16 protein-coding genes are annotated in these 19,340 nt (G+C 62.0%); 7 read left to right on the top strand and 9 right to left on the bottom strand.

From position 1 onward, the window contains the following. Positions 1–668: 668 nt before the first annotated feature. The gene (locus VFP86_07025; protein ID HET8999381.1) at positions 669–986 is read right to left on the bottom strand and encodes a hypothetical protein; all 318 of its coding nucleotides are present in this window, start codon (positions 984–986) and stop codon (positions 669–671) included. A gap of 201 nt (positions 987–1,187) precedes the next feature. Here VFP86_07025 and VFP86_07020 point away from each other — a divergent pair, with 201 nt between their 5' ends. From VFP86_07020 to VFP86_06995, 6 genes are all read left to right on the top strand, one after another. After that, complete coding sequence (locus VFP86_07020; GenBank protein ID HET8999380.1) at positions 1,188–2,861, top strand: stalk domain-containing protein; 1,674 nt, start codon at positions 1,188–1,190, stop codon at positions 2,859–2,861. A 118-nt stretch (positions 2,862–2,979) separates the two neighbouring features. After that, positions 2,980–4,536, top strand: a complete 1,557-nt coding sequence (locus VFP86_07015) for a PIG-L family deacetylase (protein HET8999379.1) — start codon at positions 2,980–2,982, stop codon at positions 4,534–4,536. An 82-nt stretch (positions 4,537–4,618) separates the two neighbouring features. Beyond that, positions 4,619–5,662, top strand: a complete 1,044-nt coding sequence (locus VFP86_07010; protein HET8999378.1) for an AAA family ATPase — start codon at positions 4,619–4,621, stop codon at positions 5,660–5,662. After that, positions 5,622–6,521, top strand: coding sequence for a DUF58 domain-containing protein (locus tag VFP86_07005; GenBank protein ID HET8999377.1), 900 nt, complete (start codon positions 5,622–5,624; stop codon positions 6,519–6,521). Before VFP86_07010 ends, VFP86_07005 begins: the two co-directional genes overlap by 41 nt. Then, positions 6,500–7,546 carry a VWA domain-containing protein gene (locus VFP86_07000; GenBank protein HET8999376.1) on the top strand — a complete coding sequence of 349 codons (1,047 nt, stop codon included), beginning with the start codon at positions 6,500–6,502 and terminating at the stop codon, positions 7,544–7,546. The genes VFP86_07005 and VFP86_07000 overlap by 22 nt, the downstream gene beginning before the upstream one ends. Beyond that, positions 7,525–8,538, top strand: coding sequence for a VWA domain-containing protein (locus tag VFP86_06995; GenBank protein HET8999375.1), 1,014 nt, complete (start codon positions 7,525–7,527; stop codon positions 8,536–8,538). Before VFP86_07000 ends, VFP86_06995 begins: the two co-directional genes overlap by 22 nt. Positions 8,539–8,565: 27 nt before the next feature. Here VFP86_06995 and VFP86_06990 read toward each other — a convergent pair whose 3' ends face one another. The 5 genes from VFP86_06990 to VFP86_06970 form a co-directional block, all read right to left on the bottom strand. Further along, positions 8,566–9,924: a UDP-glucose/GDP-mannose dehydrogenase family protein gene (locus VFP86_06990; GenBank protein HET8999374.1), complete on the bottom strand. Its 1,359-nt coding sequence runs from the start codon at positions 9,922–9,924 to the stop codon at positions 8,566–8,568. A 195-nt stretch (positions 9,925–10,119) separates the two neighbouring features. Continuing rightward, positions 10,120–10,974, bottom strand: coding sequence for a hypothetical protein (locus VFP86_06985; GenBank protein HET8999373.1), 855 nt, complete (start codon positions 10,972–10,974; stop codon positions 10,120–10,122). Positions 10,975–11,163: 189 nt separating this feature from the next. Beyond that, entirely contained in the window at positions 11,164–12,678 is a 1,515-nt protein-coding gene (locus VFP86_06980; protein HET8999372.1) for a glycosyltransferase family 39 protein, read from the bottom strand. Between the two features lie 202 nt (positions 12,679–12,880). Further along, positions 12,881–14,095: a phospholipid carrier-dependent glycosyltransferase gene (locus VFP86_06975; GenBank protein ID HET8999371.1), complete on the bottom strand. Its 1,215-nt coding sequence runs from the start codon at positions 14,093–14,095 to the stop codon at positions 12,881–12,883. Positions 14,096–14,253: 158 nt separating this feature from the next. Beyond that, on the bottom strand, positions 14,254–14,745 hold the full coding sequence (locus VFP86_06970; GenBank protein ID HET8999370.1) for a hypothetical protein: 492 nt from the start codon (positions 14,743–14,745) through the stop codon (positions 14,254–14,256). 583 nt (positions 14,746–15,328) lie between these two features. Between VFP86_06970 and VFP86_06965 the strand changes: the two genes are divergently transcribed. Next, positions 15,329–15,892 (top strand): methyltransferase domain-containing protein, encoded by a 564-nt coding sequence (locus VFP86_06965; protein HET8999369.1) that lies wholly within the window; start codon positions 15,329–15,331, stop codon positions 15,890–15,892. A gap of 39 nt (positions 15,893–15,931) precedes the next feature. Here VFP86_06965 and VFP86_06960 read toward each other — a convergent pair whose 3' ends face one another. The 3 genes from VFP86_06960 to VFP86_06950 form a co-directional block, all read right to left on the bottom strand. Next, entirely contained in the window at positions 15,932–17,242 is a 1,311-nt protein-coding gene (locus VFP86_06960; GenBank protein HET8999368.1) for a glycosyltransferase family 2 protein, read from the bottom strand. Positions 17,243–17,352: 110 nt separating this feature from the next. Further along, the gene (locus tag VFP86_06955) at positions 17,353–18,396 is read right to left on the bottom strand and encodes a Gfo/Idh/MocA family oxidoreductase (GenBank protein ID HET8999367.1); all 1,044 of its coding nucleotides are present in this window, start codon (positions 18,394–18,396) and stop codon (positions 17,353–17,355) included. Further along, the coding region (locus tag VFP86_06950; protein HET8999366.1) for a DegT/DnrJ/EryC1/StrS family aminotransferase at positions 18,396–19,340 on the bottom strand (945 nt) is incomplete at its 5' end. The genes VFP86_06955 and VFP86_06950, both read right to left, overlap by 1 nt.

Genomic DNA, 19,340 nt, shown 5'->3' with positions numbered 1-19,340 from the left:
CCATGTTGGATCCCATTGCCCTGGCAAAGTCGCATCGAACAAGAAAACGGTGTCTAGCATCAGGCCGACGGCTCCCGGCTGGCCGAGTAGCAGGTGCTCGCCGAGCCGGCTCGTGTCTACCGCGAGGCTGGCGTCAAGCGAGTCTCGATGCGGGGCAGCGTCATAGCCACGCGACGCTCATGGCCCACGTCGCGAACGCCCACGTGGCTCGGACAAGCGAACATCCGCAAGACCCACGACCTCTACGCGCACGCGATGCCGGGCGACGATGCTCCTGCGGCCGAGCCCCTCGATCAGTTCCTCCGGGGACGAGGAACGTTAGCTGGAATTCGCGTTTTGGCCTTTCGACTCATCTTCAGTACACCTGCACGGCTTTGCATTAAAGGATTCCACCCCAGTTTCCTCCAACGCGGGGTCCAGAAAGAACCGTTTTGCCCTTACTGAGAACGCTGACCCCGGAATGGCCGCACCGGCGGGCGATTTCTCGACGCCTCTCCGGCCTCGGCTGCTGTGCCGCCTGACCTGTCTGCAACGACAACGTCAGCCCACCCTGCGGGCCCAGGCAGGGCAATAAGGACATTCGACTCATCCCTGAGGTTCTCAGTGCGCGGTCAAATCGGAAATCCTGGTCTAGGGGAGGTGGGACGGTGGGAATGCGCTTTCCGCGGTCAGATGCGGCACCCAAACTCCGACAGCACTTTCATGAGCCACCGCTCTCCGATCTTGAACGCAATGAGGGGTCTGGGATCCTGGGTCATTCGCGAGAGCGCTGTGGCGCGGAGGGCGATCCTTGTTGCAATCGCTTCGTTGAGCGCCCTCTTCCTGCCGTGCTCGAGGAGCGCAAGCATCGTTTGATCGAGCCAGTTGACAACGAGCTTGCCAAAAGGCAGCTCGTCGAGATTGAACTCCTCGGTTGGCGATTTCTCAATGGCCCGCGCCCAGCTGCGCAGTTCCTCGTCCGATACGTCTAGGTCATCGAGCCTCATGATCGTGCCCCCGGTCGCTTCGGCTTGATCATTCGAGCGTAGGGGTTATGCCCAAATGGTGAGGCTCCGCGGACACGCGGCAATAGACAAGATCCGCTCGTCGCACATGTGGTTGGCATGCCGTCTACAGGATGGGAAATCAGGGCAGATTCCTTAAGGGATACGGCTTTACTCCGTCTTTAGACAACGTGAGGTGGTACCATGCGTTCCTCATACCGGACACGATTCGTCGGTCTTCTGCTGACCCTTGGGCTTGTGGCCAACGGGATCGGCGCCGTCGTAGCGCAAACCGTGGCGCCTGCCCCCTATGTCAAGGTGTTCATTGATGGACAACTGGTGTCGCTCGACGTCCCACCGGCGATCGCGGCAGGACGCGTGCTGGTTCCGCTGCGAGGGGTGTTCAACCGGCTCGGCGCCGTCGTGACCTGGGATCCCGCGACCCAGATGGTGCTGGCGGCCCGCGGGGATACGAGCATCTCCCTCCGCATCGGCGATACCCAAGCCTCCATCAACGGCCAACCGACGCTGATGGACGTGCCCGCGCTCCTGGTGGACGGGAGGACGATGGTGCCGTTGCGTTTCATCAGCCAGGCCCTTGGCGCACAAGTTTCCTGGGACGCCACCAGTACCACCGTGCAAATCGCCAGCGCGCCGGCGTCCGGCCCAACGGCGCCCGTCTTACCGCCGTCCCAAACCTATCCGCCCACGGTGGCGCAGCCGCCGACGCCCACCGTACCGCCGCCTCAGACGTATCCGCCCACGACGGCGCAGCCGCCGGTACCTTCCTCGAACGCCGTAACCGGAACCGTCGTCGGCGTCAGGGCAGAGGCTTCCGCGGGCCAAATTGGCCAGATCCAGGTGCTCGTCGACAAAGCGGTTCAGAGCTACAGGGTCGTCACCACAACGGCGATCAGCCGGGTCAACGTTGCGGACAACACGGGCGGCTCCGAAGCGTTGTCGGCGATTCTCCCTGGCGACCGGGTACAGATGACGGTGGATCGGGACGGAATCGCCCAATCCATCCGGGCCACGTACCGAGGAGTCTCGGGGCGGATCATCGCCATCACCGATGCTGGGGTCGTCGTGCTCGAGAATGGGGACACGTATCGACTGAACCCCTCGGCGCGGGTGATGCGGGATGGCAAGGCGGTGGAGGCCGGCGCCCTCCGGCCTGGAGATGTCGTGCAGCTGCGGTTGAATCCCGAGACCAACGAGATCTGGGCCGCGGTGATTCGGCAAGAGGCCGCCGCAAGCAACCCCGGTCTGGCCTCGGTGGCAGTCACGCCATCGGGCCGTGAGCTCCGGGCCGGAGACGTCGTCGAGGTGGTCGCCACCGGAGCCCCGGGGGGCCGCGCCACGTTCTCGATCGGCGGGCTTCGGACGGGGGTGCCCATGGTGGAGTCCACGGCCGAGCGCGGCACCTACTATGGCAGCTACACTGTACAACCCGGCGATGTCGTCCGTGACGCCGAAGTGACCGTGCGTCTGGTGGCCTCCAATAGCGAAGTGTTTACCGCGACCGCTACGACGCACCTGCAGATCAGGGCCGGTGTCCCCGCTCCCCCGATTGCCCCGACGATTATCAGCCCCGCCGAAGGGGCCACGATCGGTACCCCGTTCAGAGTTACGGGTCGTGCTCGACCGGGAGCGCGGGTGAAGGTCACGGCGGACTACGATGGCTCCGTGCTGCTGTTCCAGCTCACTGGAACCCTTGGGACCCAGGTCGTGACCGCCGATCAGAGCGGAAATTGGTCGGCGACGTTCTCCGAGTCACCGCCGGTGTACGGCATCAAAGTCATCATCACCGCCGTCGAGGTGGGTGTGGACGGCCAGGCCGTCACGCCCGCGGCCAAGGTCACGACGACGATTCGGTGAAGGACTCCCGCGGGGCGCGGGAGGGGGGGTGGCCTCCGGCTGCGAACCTCCTAAAGCATCAGCGTTCATCGAGCCCGCCGTCCTGAGGGCGGGTCGCAAGGGGGCCCTCGCGGCACAGGTGCCGAGACGAAGAGGCATGTGGGGTGTAGCGGCCGGGCTGCTCGTGGTTGCGGTCGCCACCTGGTACGCGCCAGGGCGGGGGAGCGGATGGGCACCCCATCCCGACGCCGCGCTGGGTTCTCCTGTTGTCGCCACTTCCGAGACGCGCGAGCGCGTAACCGCAGGTGATTCCGTGGTGGTATTCGCCGCCCACCCGGATGACGAAGCCCTGGGGGCAGGCGGGTTGATTCATGCCGCGGTCCTGGCCGGTGCGCGCGTACATATCGTGTTCTTCACCAACGGGGACGGGTACCTCGAGGGTGTCGACGTTGGGTTCCACACGCTCCTGAGCACGCCGGACCGGTTCATCCAGTACGGCCAGCGGCGGCAGCGCGAAGGTGTCGCCGCGGCGGCTCGCATTGGACTCTCGGTCGACCGGCTCACGTTTCTCGGGTACCCGGATCGGGGACTCGCAGTGCTGTGGGGGCCGGGTTGGACCTGCGATCACCTCTATACGTCACCGTATACCCGGCACAATCGCTCTCCGTATTCGCCGGCCGGCCGCCCCGGAGTTGGATATTGCGGCCAACACGTGCTCGAGGACGTGGAGCGTGTGCTCCGCCGCGAGCGTCCCACGATTATCGTGAGCCATCACGCCGAGGACACGCATCGCGATCACTGGGCGGCCGGCGCGTTCGTCATGGCCGCCCTCGAGCATCTCCGCGCCGAGGACGTCGCCTGGGCCAAGACCGTGCGGGTGTGGCCGTACCTCGTTCACCACGCCCGGTGGCCGGTGCCCCAGGCGTACGCGCCCGATCTGCCCCTCGTCCCACCGGGCGGCCTCCTGGCCGCAGGAGCGGCATGGACGGAATACCCTCTCGATCAGACCGATCAGGATGCCAAACGGATGGCGATCCTCGAATACCATACCCAGACGCAGCTCTTGCGTGCCTATATGCTGAGTTTTATTCGCCGAAACGAGCTGTTCGACATGCATTCCTCGAGTGTTCCGTTGGCGATCGAAGGCGACAGCCTGCCCGTCGCGACGCCGGAGTTCTGGGATCGCCTGCCGCCCGCGATCAAGGGGATGTCCGGGGGCTCATTGATCCGCGCCACCGAGGGAAGCGTCAAGCTGGACACCGTCGGCTTCGCTCAGGACTCGACCCGGCTCTACGTCGCGGTTCGCCTCCTCCGCGCGGCGATCCGCGAAGCGCAATACCGGGTGGTAGCGACGCTCTTCTACCGGGATGGGCACATGGCACGGCTCAGGCTGCAGTTCCAGGCCCCGCGGGCGCTGACCGCGCTGCAGTCCCAGCCGCGGGATCTCCCTCTCCCGCCCGGGGCCGTCGGTCGCAGCTTTGGCCGCCGCATCAATATCGTCGTGCCTCTGGCCGGCGTGGGAAACCCCACGAGCCTTCTCGTACATGTGGAGACCATGGGACCGTTGAGGACGCCGGTGGAACGCAGCCCGTGGGCGCTCGTGTACCTCGAACGCTCGCATGGCGGACAGGCCCGGTGGGCGCCCGGAGAGGATTCAGCGGAATCGGCGCGAGCCCCAAGAAGTTTGACACACTAGATCTCGAGTTGCGACATTGATAGAAATCGTAGGATACTATAGCCAGGAGGAGTCTGTGGTGAACGAGCCGCCCAACACGCGAATGCGGGTCCTGCGGTACCCCACCGAGACCTTTGCGCAGGCCGCCAGCACGATGCGCACGGTCCTCTATGAGGTCAAGAAGATCATCGTCGGGCAGGACTTGATGCTCGAGCGGATGCTGGTGGCCCTGCTCTCGCGCGGGCACATCCTGATCGAGGGGGTGCCGGGTCTGGCCAAGACCCTCGCGATCAAAACGACCGCGCAGGTGCTGGACTGTCAGTTCCGGCGCATTCAGTTTACGCCGGACCTGGTCCCCGCCGACCTGATCGGGACCCGGATCTACAACCAGCAGCGCTCGACGTTCGAGGTAGAGTTGGGGCCGGTGGTCGCCAACCTCGTGCTCGCCGACGAGATCAACCGCGCGCCGGCCAAGGTGCAATCTGCCCTCCTCGAGGCGATGCAGGAGCGGCAGGTCACGATTGGCAAGGAGACGTTCCCTCTGCCGGATCCGTTCCTCGTCCTGGCCACGCAGAACCCCATCGAAAGCGAGGGCACGTATCCGCTTCCCGAGGCGCAGGTCGACCGCTTCATGTTCAAGGTCGTCATCTCCTATCCGTCGTTCCACGAGGAGATGACGGTCGTGGATCGGATCACCGAACAATCCCCGACCGTGTCCAAGGTCATTGGGACCTCGGAATTGCTCCACCTTCAGAAGATCGCGGAAGCGGTGTACGTGGATCAGAAGCTGCATGAGTACGCCGTGAGCCTCGTGACGGCCACTCGCCGCCCGCAGGAGTTTGGACTGGGCGATCTGACCAAGTTCATCTCGTACGGGAGTAGCCCGCGGGGTTCGCTAAACCTCATCATCGGCGCGAAGGCCCTCGCGTTGCTCCGTGGGCGGGAGTATGCTATGCCCGAGGACGTCCGAGACCTCGCCCCGGAGGTGCTCCGGCACCGGTTCTTGCTGTCCTACGAAGCGTTGGCTCAGGAGGTCACGCCGGAAATCCTTCTGCGGCGTGTGGTTGAAGCGGTTCCGGTTCCGAAAGTCCACATTGGAGACCCCTATGGAGACGCCCGAGCGAATCTTGAGGCGCCTCGAGTTTAAGATCGTCCGTCGCCTGGACGGCTTCTTGTTCGGGGATTACTCGGGGGTGTTTTATGGCCCGAGCCTGGACTTGGCCGAGGTCCGGGCGTACCAACCTGGGGACGAAGTCCGCCGCATCGATTGGAATGTCACGGCGCGGATGAACGAAATCTACGTGCGCCAGTATCGTGAGGAGAAGGAACTCACTGCGTGGCTGCTTGTGGATCTCTCGCCCTCGATGGATTTCGGCACGGTGCAGCGGTTCAAGCGGCAGCTCGCCATCGATTTTGCGGGGGTGGCCGCGTACATCATCACCCGCCATGGCGACAAGGTTGGGGCGATTGGATTCCCGACCCAGGCGGGCCGGGTGTTCATCCCCCCGCGGACCGGCCGCGAGCAAGCCCTGCGGGTTGTTCACACCCTGGCCTCGCAACCCTCGGTGGTCGGGGGCGGACGCACGGACCTCGGCGACGTGTTGCATCAGCTTCACCGCGTGCTGCGCCGGCGATCGCTCGTGTTTCTGGTCTCCGACTTCCACTCCCCAGGCGGGTGGGAGGCGAAATTGGCCGAACTCGGCAGGCGACACGACGTCATCGCCGTTCGGGTCGAAGATCCCCGTGAGCGGGAGTTGCCGGACGTGGGCGGGGTCTACTTTCAAGATCCGGAGACCGGACAGCAAGTCTGGGTCGACACCTCGGATCGCAAGGTGCGCGGACGGTATCGCGAGTTGGTGGCCGCGCGTGACGACGAGCTCGCCCAGATGACCCGCAGGGCGACGGTCGACCTGCTGCAGCTCTCGACTGCGGGGTCGCTCGTCGATCCGCTCGTGAAGTTCGTGACGTTTCGGAGGCGCCGCCGGTGGAATTTACCTGGCCACTAATGCTTTGGGGGCTCGCCTTGCTGCCCGCGCTGGTGGCGTGGTACGTTTTCGGCGTGCGCCGAGCCCGGCGTCGAGCGGTCGATCGGTTCGCCGAGCGGTCCCTGTATGAGCGGTTGGCGACATCGCTCCCAGGGTTGCGGAGGCACGTCAGCATGGCGCTGTACTTCGTCGCGCTTGCCTTGCTGCTGGGCGCGGTCGGCCGGCCGGTGATGAGCATCCCGCTGCCCGTCAACAAAGCCGTCGTCGTGCTCCTCATCGACACCAGCGGGAGCATGATGGCGCCGGATCTCGATCCGACCCGTCTCGAAGCGGCCAAAGTCGCCGCCCGCACGTTCGTGGACTCGTTTCCGCAAGGGCCCAAGATCGGGTTGGTGTCGTTCAGCACCTACGCGACCCTCAATATTCCGCCGACTCCCGACCACGAAGCCGTGAAGCAGGCGGTGGGCACCCTCAAGCCTCAGGAAGCCACGGCGATCGGGGACGGGATTCTGGTGGCGCTCAAGGCCCTCCCTGGGCGCGCGGTTGATCTTCCCGAGGCCCGGCCCGGGCCATTCGGCCCACCCCCATTTGGGACCCCGCCGGCCCCTGGGTCTCCCGCGCCGCCGCCCACGCCCCCTCAAGGGGAGGATCTCTCGCCTGCGGCGATCATATTGCTCAGTGACGGCGGGCAGAACGCCGGTACCGCGGATCCGGTGAAGATGGCGCTGCTCGCAAAGCAGCTCAAGGTGAAGATCTACACGGTGGGCTTGGGGGCGCCGGGGGGGAGCGTCTTTAACTATCAAGGGCAGATGGTGTTCGTCCCGTTTGATCCCACGCTGCTGCAACAAATCGCTGCTGTGACGGATGGCAAGTTCTTCATGGCCTCGGCGTCGCAGGGGCTCAAGCAGGTCTACCGCGACCTGGGGCGCGTACTGGGGTGGGAGAAGCGAAAGACTGAGGTCTCCTCGCTGTTCGTGGGTGCGGCGGGGGCCCTGCTCCTCATCGGTGGGGTGGTATCACTCGTATGGACGGGCAGGCTCCCGTGACGTTCCTCTGGCCGGCGGTCCTGGCCCTCTACGTGATCGTGCCGGTGCTGATTGCCGCCTATGTCTGGATCCTGCGCCGCCCCTCCCGAGTCCGCATCCAGTACTCGAGCGTGGATCTGATCGCCCAGGCGGCCGCCGCTGGTAAGCCATGGCGGAGGCATGTGCCGGCCGTCTTGTATCTGCTGACGTTGTGCGCGGTGATTCTGACCGCGGCGCGTCCCATGGCGCCGGTGCCGGTCCCTGACGACCGGACCGTGGTGATGCTCAGCATGGACGTGAGCCGGAGCATGATGGCCCATGACGTTGTCCCGAACCGGATCGACGCCGCTAAGAAAGCAGCGGTCCAGTTTGTGCGGGCGCTGCCGCAGAGGGCCAAGATCGGCCTGGTGTCGTTCAGCTCGTATGCCACGCTCGTGACGCCGCCCACCGACGACCATGATCGCGTGATTCAGGCCATCAACAGCCTGTCGCTCGAGTTTGCCACGGCGATCGGTGACGGCCTGCTGGAAGCCGTGTATGCACTCCCCGGCCGTGCGCGGCCGGAAAATTCGCCCGGGCCGGGCATGCCGCCCCTGGGTCCGCCCCCCGCGAGCGATCGCTTGTCACCCGCCACGGTGGTCCTCTTGAGCGACGGGCAGAGCAACCGCGGGACACCTCCCGAGGATGCCGCGGTCGTCGCCCGTCAGCAACGCGTCAAGGTGTATACTGTGGGCCTGGGATCGCCGGAAGGGACGTTCCTCGAGCTCGGGGGACGGAGCATCTTCGTCCGGCTGGACGAGGAGACCCTCAAGGAAATCGCCCAGGTCACAGGGGGGACGTACCAGCGCGTCTCGTCCACCGCGGACCTCAGCCGGGTCTACACACGCCTCGGCCGCTCGATCGGGTGGGAACGAAAGCCGACCGAGGTGAGCGGGCTCACCTCGGTGATCGTTGCCGCGCTGTTCATGACGACGGTCGCCGTGTCGCTGTTCTGGATGCACCGGCTAGGGTGAAGACCCGCCGGAGCGCCACCTGTCTCGTTAGGCCTGCATCCCGGAGTTCTTTACCCGCCCATCAGGTTCGGAGATAGTGACATCGCCGCGTCCAAGGCTATAGTACTCAAACCCTCGTTCGCGCATCTCCACCGGGTTGAAGAGATTCCGCCCATCGACGATGATGGGACTGCGCATGAGCGAGCGAATACGCGCAAGATCCAGTGACGCGACCTCCTCCCACTCGGTGAGGATCACAAGGGCGTGGGCATTCTCTGCGGCTTCGTACGGTGACGCCGCGTAATGGAGAGAGGCGTTGGGTGGATGTATCTGCTCCAGGTTGGAGGCGGCTTTAGGATCATACACATTGAGGATGGCTCCGGCGTCCTTCAACCGGGAAAGCACCTGCAGACTCGGCGCCTGCCGAATGTCGCTCGTATTCGGTTTGAACGCGACGCCTAAGATCCCGACCGTCTTGCCGCCGACGACCCACAAGGCCCGCTCAAGCTTCTTGAGCAACCGTCCCACTCGTCCCTCGTTTATTCGCTCCACTTCGCGCAGCAGCGAAAAGTCCACGCCAAAGTCCTCTGCGATCCGCACGAATGCCTGAAGGTCCTTAGGGAGGCATGACCCTCCGAACCCCAGGCCTGCGTTGAAGAAATGGGCGCCGATGCGATGATCGAGACCAACCCCTCGAGCGACGACGCTCACGTCAACTCCGAGTTCCTCGCACAGATTGGAAATCATGTTGATGAACGAGATCTTCGACGCGAGAAACGCATTGGAAGCGTGCTTGATCAGCTCTGCGGTTTTCACATCTGTGATCAGTTTCGGGCAGTCGAAGGCATCGCCGTACAGTTCGAGCATCAACGAGCGGGCACGGTCCGAATCAGCCCCGATCACGATCCTGTCCGGGTGAAGGAAATCGTGAATCGCGGACCCTTCGCGCAGAAATTCCGGGTTGCTGGCCACCTCATAGTCACATCCCGGCGGGGCCCACCAGCGAAGTGTCCGATCGAGCAGGCGTGCCGTGTTCACGGGCACCGTGCTCTTCTCGACAATGAGCTTGTGCCCGTCGAGCAGCGGGGCAAGGCTTCGTGCGACCTCTTCCACTTGGACGGGGTCACTACTTCCGTCGGAACGGGGTGGGGTGCCGACACACAGGAACAGCACCTCGCTACGCCTCACCGCTTCCTCGGCACGTGTCGTGAATACTAACCGAGACGCCTCAAGATTCCGCGTCAGAATTTCCTTCAGACCCGGTTCATAGAGTGTGGGCTCGCCGGCTGTGAGCTTCGCTACGACTTGGTGATCCTTATCGACCGCAACCACAGAATGGCCGAGATCGGCAAAACACACGGCTGTGACGAGGCCGACATACCCTGTGCCGAAGATACCGATGTTCACGAATACTACCCCTTCCGCCTGCCCGCGGGCCGCCTGAATCGTTTGGTGATCGCTAGCTGGAGTCTCCGCGGCAAAAGGTCGACGAAGTTATGTTCGGGTTGCGTGACCTTCACCCTTCTATCCTATAAACGACTCAGTGGAGGCCGTAAACGTAACCCATCGAAGGTGAACGTACGTTCGCCCACGGCCCGTTCCTCAGGTTTGCCTGGCGACTACGCGCGCGACACGCCTCAGAGCGCTCTTCCAGGCCGGCGTGCGAAATGCTCGCCATGTAAGGTACCGGAACGCCCCCACGCCCAAGTCCATTCCAGAGAGGCGGGTCCATTTCTCGTCCCCCGAACGCAGACAGCAACTCCCTTCAATCCCGTGATCGTCGTCAATCGGGCGCAGTATCTCGAATGATGGGAGTAGCAGCCGCAGCGACGCTCCTTCCGGGGGGTCGTACAGTTCGAAGGGGTGCGGCCGTTTGCCAGGAATCGGACGCATCCAATATGCGAGGGCAAACTGCCGACTAAAGAGCCAATTGTTGCCGACGAAATAAGCCCGTGGCCGGCCCGGCGGAATATGCTGAAGCATGCGCGAGAAATTATCCTGATCCCAGCGGAAAAGCCGCCCCGAGGAATCGGTGGCTTCCGGTGTGAGCACGGCGAAGCGCGCCTGGCGTAGCCGATATAAGGAGAGGGGCACGAGATCGGCAGCAGCGCTACGCGCGAAGTCGAGCAGGCGGGTCATCGGTGCCGTCTCTTTGAGAACGCAGAAGTGGTCCTCCTCAAAGTGCATGATGTAGTCCGCGCTCGTGCGCTGAAGCATGGCAACGTATGCTGAGCCGAAGGACGCTGCCGGGCGCGCAGAGATGTCGGCCTGTCGGAATCCAGTTGCGCGCACGAGTTTGCGCAAAGGACCGACGAGCCCCTGACCGTTCTCGATGTTTAACAGAAAACGTCCGGTGAGCGGCGCCAGCTCCGCGATGCTCCTGATGGCGCTGACGAGGTAGGCAAGCCGCCGTCCGCTCGCTAGCCAGATATTTCCCACAATATCAAACGCTGCCAACGATGTTATCTCACCTCCTCATATCAGAGCGACAGCAATAGAGGCGCGAGTTCCCGGATCTACCGCGAGAATGGGGCGCTACAACGCGGTGGACAAGCCGATCGGGCACGTCTTCCTGGCCCGTCGACTCTCGAACGATCTCGATCGACTACCGTTTTCCCGGAGAGGCGCGGGAAATGCAGGGACTAGCTATCGGCAGCCGCCGCTGCGGGGCGTGTCATAAAGCAGGACCCGCACGTCAGTGAACCGTTCTTCGGCGACCGAGCAGTACTTGCGGGCCCAAGAGGCCTGAATCGATCGGCTGACGGTTAACACACCGGGCTCCCTGTCCCAATCGTGGCTCAGCATGAGCCAGACCCGATGATAGTGCGACGGAGGCTCCGTCCCGCTGGGCAGCGGATCAGCCGGCTCGTCGCGCGCGGCGTCCCTGAGCCGTTGCCAGAGTTGTAGGACCCGCGTGTCCATCGAAAGGATCGTGAACGGCGGGAGCTTCGAAGCGCCTTCGAACCGCTCACGATAGTACTCGAACGATTTCTGGATATATGGCGCAAAGATTACCACAGCGTCCTCGGCCCTCACGTGGGAGAGGATGTAGCGGGTCGCGCCCCTGAAGTCCTCATGTCCATTATAGTCCACATAATACTTGTAGATCTGATGTGATGATAATAGCGTCACAATGACCAAGCCTCCGATCAGAGCCCGCTTCGGCATCGCGTCGAGACCCACCGCCGCGAGAAGCATGAGGGGAGGCAGGCAAATGATCATATAGTGTGCGAAGAAGATGGATTTTACCTGGGATACGGCAAACGCCGCAAGCACCGGAAGAAAGAGCCAGGTAAGCAGGAAGCCATACCGCCAGAGTGGCCGGAGAGTCCCGGAAAAAGCGCGTGCTCGACGCGCACCCAGGAGCGCGATCACGCAGGCTATACAATAGAAAAGCACGAGCAGGATGCCGGTCCGCCCTCCCCGTTCGCCGGTCAGCACAAAATACACATAGGGAATGTCGCGAAACTTGGGAACGGGGACCCAGGTCCCCCATGTGGGTGTCCGCGGCATTGCGATGATCCCCAAAGGCAGGAGCAGAAGGACCATGCACAGTGCGCTTATCAGCCATCCACGCCACGGGACATCGCGTAGGCGCAGGAACACGAGAGAGACCCACTGCGCCAATAGCACGAATGCAGCAAACAGGTGACTGTACACGCCCAGGACGCCGACCACGAGATAGCCGAGCCAGTTTCCCCAGCACGGCCGCTCGAGGCAGTTCACAAACAGCAGCGAGGAGAGGGTGGCCAGGAATGCAAGGAGGCTGTAGGATCGGGCATATTGCGAAAACTCGATATGGTACGAGTTGATGCTGATGAGGAAAGCTGCCACGAGACCCACGCGTGGTCCGAACAGGCGCCGTCCGAGAAGATAGAGTACGGGGATGGTGGCCACCCCAGCAGCGACCGACAGCGATCGGATAACGACCTCGTTCTCCCCGGCAAGACGCCAGACTCGCAGGAGGACGTAATAAAAGGTCATGTTCACTTCTCGAGGCGCGAAGACCTTAAAGAACGACCCCCAATCGAGCCGCGTGGAGAAAATGCTGGAAATCTCTTCTAGACTAAGACTCTTGTCGCCCAAAAGCGCGACCCGAAGCAGCGTCGCGATGGCGAGAATGCCGACCAGGAAAGACGCGGTGGAAATCGAGCGAACCAAAGGAGTCCCGTGCCCTTCACGGGACGGTAGTCCCTGTGTGGCCTCTCCCGATCTCCAGTCTTGCGCGCCGCTCTCCACGTCGCTCCCATCGCGATGAAACGCGGCCCCGGGCGTCGACGACCGTCCGCAGGGCCCTCGTTCTCATACTGGATTTGCGAATCCTTCATCCGCTAGAACGATCCGAATGATCCTCCGCGCCGGGTTACCGCTCGACCGCTATCGGCGCGCTCGCGGGCCGCATCTTCAGCCTTCGGGCCCCGAACAGTTCGAGCGCAACAACGCGACTAAGCCAGATAAAGAGAAAGGGATAGAGCGGCAGGATCTGGCGTAACCCAAGATCAGCGGTATCGAAACAGGCCAGGATCATCATGCCGATGATGGGGAATACGATCATGTATTCCCCATCAACCATGGGAATCGCAGCGAGAAGGACGAGCCGAATGATCACGAGGAGCAAAATCGGGAGGGGAGTCTTGATCAGGAACGCGATTGGGTAGTAGTACCACCATCCATGCAACGCGTGGTGCCCCATCAGGAATGACGCGTGCCCTTGGATGAGGTGCCTCCGTTGGTCGAGTAGTCCTTCGATGTACTTGTCGAGGTCCGGGACCCATATGCGCTGACCCAGGGCGACGACCTGTGTTTGCACCGCACCCCTGAGACCTGGTATCCGGGCCAGGACCTTGTCCACGGTCCGATGCTCACCGCCGATATGGAGTAGGGGGTGCCAATGGAACACCACCGCGTAGACCATACTCACAACGACCGCGGCGCCAGCGAGGACTTGAAAGAAGCCCTTGAAGGGATGCACATGCCGAGGAAGGCTGTTTCGCGAGGCCGCAACGTCGTCGACGATAAATTGTCCGAGGAAGATCGGCAGGAACGCGAGAGCGGCTTCCTTGGACAGGAGCGAGAATCCGAGAGCCACGCTTGCGAGAATCGCATAGATTACCCGGCCGGTCCTGAGCCACTTCCATACGTAAAACATCGAGATGAACGTGAAAGCGGTCAGCCCGAGATCCAGGGTTGCGAGCCTAGCATGAGCGAGCGTATTGGGCTCGAACACAAACAACAGCAGCGCGGCCAGACCGGCTTCTGCACCCCAAAGTTCTGCGGCCCACTTCCGGACAAAAAGCGCCAGTAGGAAGCCAATGAAAACGATGGAGAGCCTTGATCGGAATACGATGCGTTCCACATTGACCCCCTGCCTGGACAAAAAAGCCCGAGAGAAGGGGCCTTGTCCCCCTTCCCGCCAGGACGGGTCATCTGTGGGAACCGTGAGGCCCAGGGAGAGGAGGGGAAGCGCGATCAGCATTTTGAGGATAGGCGGATGCTCGCCGTTCATGCGGTCATCGCGAGTTTCCCAGTAGGAGTAGCCTGCGGCGATGTACACGGGCTCGTCGTACGTCATAGACATGTATCTCATGCTCAAAAGTGCCTGTAGCAGAAACGCGCCGATGAGTGCGGCCGTGATTACAGGGTACAGCCATCGCGGCCCGAGGCCTCTGGCTGACTGAACTGACGCGCTACACTGGCCGTGCCGACGAGAAAAACTTGCCAATAGGGGAAAGCGTGTTATCTGCATTCTTGGAGCGGTACGGCCGGTGGAAGGCTAGCGGTCGCCGGAATATGGTATACGAAAATCGAATAGCCAATCTTCGCACTCGGCTCATACCCCCGTAACCACTCAAACGCTCTTTCGCAGCCGGTGTGCGTACCAACGAGCGATGTCACGCTTACTGCCAGATCTCCGGTCGTCGGTTGACCGGGGAGCAGTTGCTCATAGCTGATCGCGTACCTGCGTGGATCGTCCGTTCCGAAATACGCAAGCTTCACCCTCGCGATGCCGTTTCGGTGGAGATAGGTGCTGAGACCCTTCAAGTCTTGTCCCCAGTCCAGATTCGAAGCGCTCAGGTATTTGTACCCGTTCCCCGGTCCACCAACGAGTTCATTGAAGTAGGCGAGGTAGGAAGGATACATCTTCACAGTCCCCACCACCAACCACACGAGTAGACCTACGACGAATGCCCGCCGGATGCCAGTCACTTTCGCCGCCAATAGTTCCATGTCACGTCGCAAACCTCGCGGAGAAACCTATTCTGATCCGCCCACAGCCTACCAAGTACGGATACCGCCGCTCAAGGAGAGACACTCTGCGCTCCACCGTATCACACATTCAACTCGGAGGGCGGCGGAGCTATGGACTTTCGGAAATATTCGATCGAATGAAGGAGCCGCCCGATGCTGATAGAAATCGGGTCCGACGTCGGAGAATCGGAACTACATGACATTCTGGAGGAGGAACATCAAAACGAGCGATGCAGACCCGAGTCCATCCGTACGGAGGCCTGGGCAAGTGATGCGACGCCGCTGGTTACCGGCGGCGCGTGGTCTGCGCCGAAGAATTGAGTCCCTTCTGCCGCCGCTGGCGGCGAACACCGCGCGGTATGCCTTATCGCGAACCCGCTACGAGCCCCGCGGATGGACTGCAAACGGTCTGGGCGGGGGCGGGTGGAACCTCGAAAGCGTAGCCACCGTCCAAGAGACACACTGGCCTGTGCTCGTACGGAATCTCGAAGGTCCGGGGCCTCTCGGCGTTTCACATCTGCCGGACCGGATGACACGGGAAGATACCGGGGATCAGAACGTGATGATGTCTTACGGGTACGTCCTGACACGGGCGGCTCGGAACAAACAAAGTGTGAGCATCCTGGACTGGGGTGGCGGCCTCGGTCACTATTATCTGTATAGCCGGGCCCTTCTGCCCGAGATCGCCATTGAGTATCATTGCTATGATGTACCGGCGTTGTGCCGGGTGGGAAGACGCCTTCAGCCGGGCGTTCAATTCCACCAGGAAACAGACGATCTCGCTGGAGCCCGCTTTGACTTGGTCGTCAGTAGCAGTTCTTTGCACTATTTTCAGGACTGGCAGCACGTGGCCGGCACACTTGCCCAACGCACCAGCGGGTTCCTGTACATCGCCAGGCTGATGACTGTGACCCGGGGGCCGTCATTTGTGGTCAGGCAGCGCAGCCGGCAGGGCTACCGCACGGAATTCCTGGTCTGGTTTCTCAATCGCGAAGAAGTACTCGAGTGCGTCCAACGGCATGGAATGAACCTCGTCCGCGAGTTCGTGTTCGAGGAGGACTGGGTTGTGAAGAACGCCCCCGAGCAGGGTAGGTGCCGGGGGTTCCTCTTCCACCGCCAGGAATGAGCGACTGGGCGCCACGGCGCTCCGCTGACTCTGAGCGTATCATCGAAGGCCCGGAGCTTTCGCAGATCGCTCTGCCGCTCCCAGCATGTTCCGCATCCGCATATACCATCCCGCACAGATGGTATCAGCACGGCGCCCGAGCACACCCCGGACAATAAGTCGCAGCAGGCCCGGGCGACGGAGAAACGAAGGCATGGTCGCTATGGCAATGGCGGCTGCGTAGGCGGAATCCCGGTCACGTGCGGGATCACTAGAAGCCAGAACCCTGGCTGTGTCGGCCCAAATCGCGCCGAAGGTGCATCGAGCGTACCATCGGTTCCAAAGCGTGCGACTGGGGATTGCGGATCTAATCTCAGCGCAGAGCTCGCGAGCGGTCGATACCGGCGATGTCGTCGAGAGGGCAAATGTGCTTACCGCCTGACCTAGCGTATCCCGCGCCCACTCATGACGAATGATCCACGGATGAGCCCGTAGCGTTGTCACAGCCGTCTCCCGCACTTGAGCAAGATCGCCGGCAAGGAGTAGCGGGTACACCGCGCCGAGCATTACCCGCGCCCTGGCCTCCCGCTTTATCTCCTCGTACTGCGGCGAGTTGGGCAGCAGCTGGAGCGCTTTTTCGATGACACGTGCCGCATCCGCCCGTCCCATTCCACTCGCGGCTCGCTTAAGCCACAATCCCTGTGGCGACAGGTTGTAGACGTCGACAGCGCCGGGCGAGAACAGGAACGGAACGTGAAACGCGAGCCGCAGCGACATATCCCAGTCTACGTGGGACCTCAGAGTTTCGTCGAAATAACCGGCTGTTTCGAACGCGGTACGACGGGCGAGGAGAGATGCATGATGTCCGCAAAAATTGTCCATCAGCATCCCCGTAAAGACCCACCCGGAAAGCGCCTTGCTCGCCTCCGGATACAACCACTCTTCCTTCCCCTCGCTGCGTACTAAGGATTGACTGTACACGACCCCGATATCGGGGTGCGCCGTGAGCAGCGGGACCTGAACACGAAGCTTATGTGGGAGCCAGACGTCATCGTCATCGAGAAATGTGATGTAGCATCCCCGGCTGACCTGCAGGGCTGCGTTCGTGGCGGCCGACACACCACGCCGCTCAGGGAGCCGAATATACCGTATCTCCGGGTACGCGCGGATCACGCTTGGAGTTGCATCCGAGGATGCATCGTCGACCACGACTATCTCGAGATCAAAATGATCACCTCGCCCCTCCTGTCCATATGCGGAATCCAAAGCGCGAGGCAGGGTGTCGGCGCGGTTATGGGTCGGAATGATCACGCTCACGAGCGGTTTTACGACCCTCTCGCTCGCAACTAGACTCGACTCAGCGTCTCCCATCGCGTCGGCTCCCCCCCACGCCGCTCACGCCAGAGCATTTCATGAACCTATAATATCTCGCCCCGATACCCCCGACAGGTATGGTTCCTCGCCAAGACCTCAGGACCTGATCAGCGCTCTATCGCCGCGGCTCTGAGCTCAACGGGGACCCCGCCCCCCCTCAACGATTGCTCAGCGGCCTCCAACACCCGCACCACCTTGAGGCCAGTCACCCCATCGGTGAGCGGACGCTGGCCGCTTTGAATGCAGTCGATGAAGTGCCGGCACCCAGTTTGGAGCGGCTCCGGAAATTCGAGTGCCGGAATCAATACGTCTCCAACGCGGATCTGGAGTTGAAACTCAGCAAAAGACTCCGGCGCCTCCAGGTGGTCGTGCAACTGCACGATCCCCTTGTCGTATATCTGGATCTTGGCATCCATGCTCACGTCGTCGTAGACGAGCATCTTCTTGCTGCCCACAAGGGTCATGAGACGGACCTTTCGCGGGTCGAGCCAGCCGAGGTGGAGGTGCGCGCCGACACCACCCGGGTATTCCATGGATACGAACACGACGTCCTCGATACCGTGGCTGAGGTACGAAAACCCTCGAGCCGTCACCCACAGCGGTTCTTGCCCCAGCCAATAGTTCATGATTGACACATCATGAGGAGCAAGGCTCCATAACGCGTTGATGTCACGCTGGATGCGGCCGAGGTTCACCCGCTGCGAATACATGTAGAAGAGTCTGCCGAGATCTCCTTGGTCAAGGTATTTCTTGATCCGTTGGACGGCCGCGTTGTACTCGAAGACGTGGTCGACCATGAGGACACGGTGATGTCGCTCAGCCAAATCAATCAACGTGCGGCATTCCTGCACTGTTTGAGCAAGGGGTTTCTCGACAAACACGTGTTTGCCGGCCATAAGGAAGGCGCTGGCAAGCTCAAAGTGCGTCCGAATCGGTGTGGCCAGAATGACAGCATCGACCTCTCTATCGTTCGTCAAATCCCACCAATCTTTGACGATCCTAGCCCGCGGGCAAAAATGCTGCGCAACCTTCTCGGCTCTGTTGACTTCCAAATCACACAATGCAGAGAGGTTCACATCGCGCAGAGACGCGAGAGCCCGGACGAGATTCGGCCCCCAATGGCCCAATCCCACCACTGCGACACTGGGCATTAACCAACCAGCTCCTTCACTGCTCGCGCCACGTACATGATCTGCTCATGGCTGAGTTCAGGGTACATCGGCAGCGACACGACCTCGTTCGCGGCTTTCTCCGTGTGCGGCAATGACACGTCGTGATATCCGCGTTTCAAGTATGCGGGCTGCCGGTGCAAGGGTATCGGGTAGTGTATGCCGGCGCCAATGCCCCGACTCCTAAGATGGGGCAGTAGCATATTGCGCTGGAGCACGCGGATCACATACAAGTGATAGACGTGACGGACATTGGGCGACTCGTAAGGTATCGTCACGCCACTATCAGCCAATACCTGATTGTACAGACTCGCATGAGCCCGTCGGGCCTCCGTCCAGGCTTCCAGCCGCGAAAGTTTGGCGGCCAGAATGGCCGCCTGCAGAGCGTCCAGACGTTCACCGAAGCCGATCTCATCGTGCTCGTATTTGTCTGTCCGGCCATGATCGCGCAACTTGCGTACCTTGTCCAGCAGCAGTCTGTCATTGCTCGTCACCGCGCCGGCGTCGCCGTACGCACCCAGGTTCTTGCCGGGATAGAAGCTGAAACAGGCCAAGTGGCCGATGCTACCGCAGCGTTGGCCCAGGTATTCCGCGCCATGGGCCTGAGCCGCGTCTTCGATCAACCAGACTTCGTGGCGTCGTGCGATCTCCAGGAGCGGCCCCAGCTCCGCTGGCTGGCCGTACAAGTGGATCGGAAGAATTGCCTTCGTGCGAGGGGTGATGGCCTCCTCAACCCGCCCTGGATCGATCGTGTATGTGCGTGGATCGATATCCACGAAGACTGGGCGCGCACCGGTGTGTGAGATCGCTTCAGCCCCCGCGATGAACGTGTGCGCGGAGGTGATTACTTCGTCACCGGGCCCCACGCCACACGCCAGGAGAGCGAGGTGCAATGCCGCCGTACCAGAGCCTACACCAACAGCGCC

This window comes from bacterium, from assembly GCA_035703895.1.
Classification (GTDB): Bacteria; Sysuimicrobiota; Sysuimicrobiia; order Sysuimicrobiales; family Segetimicrobiaceae; genus Segetimicrobium.
This window is presented reverse-complemented; position numbering and strand designations above follow the sequence as displayed.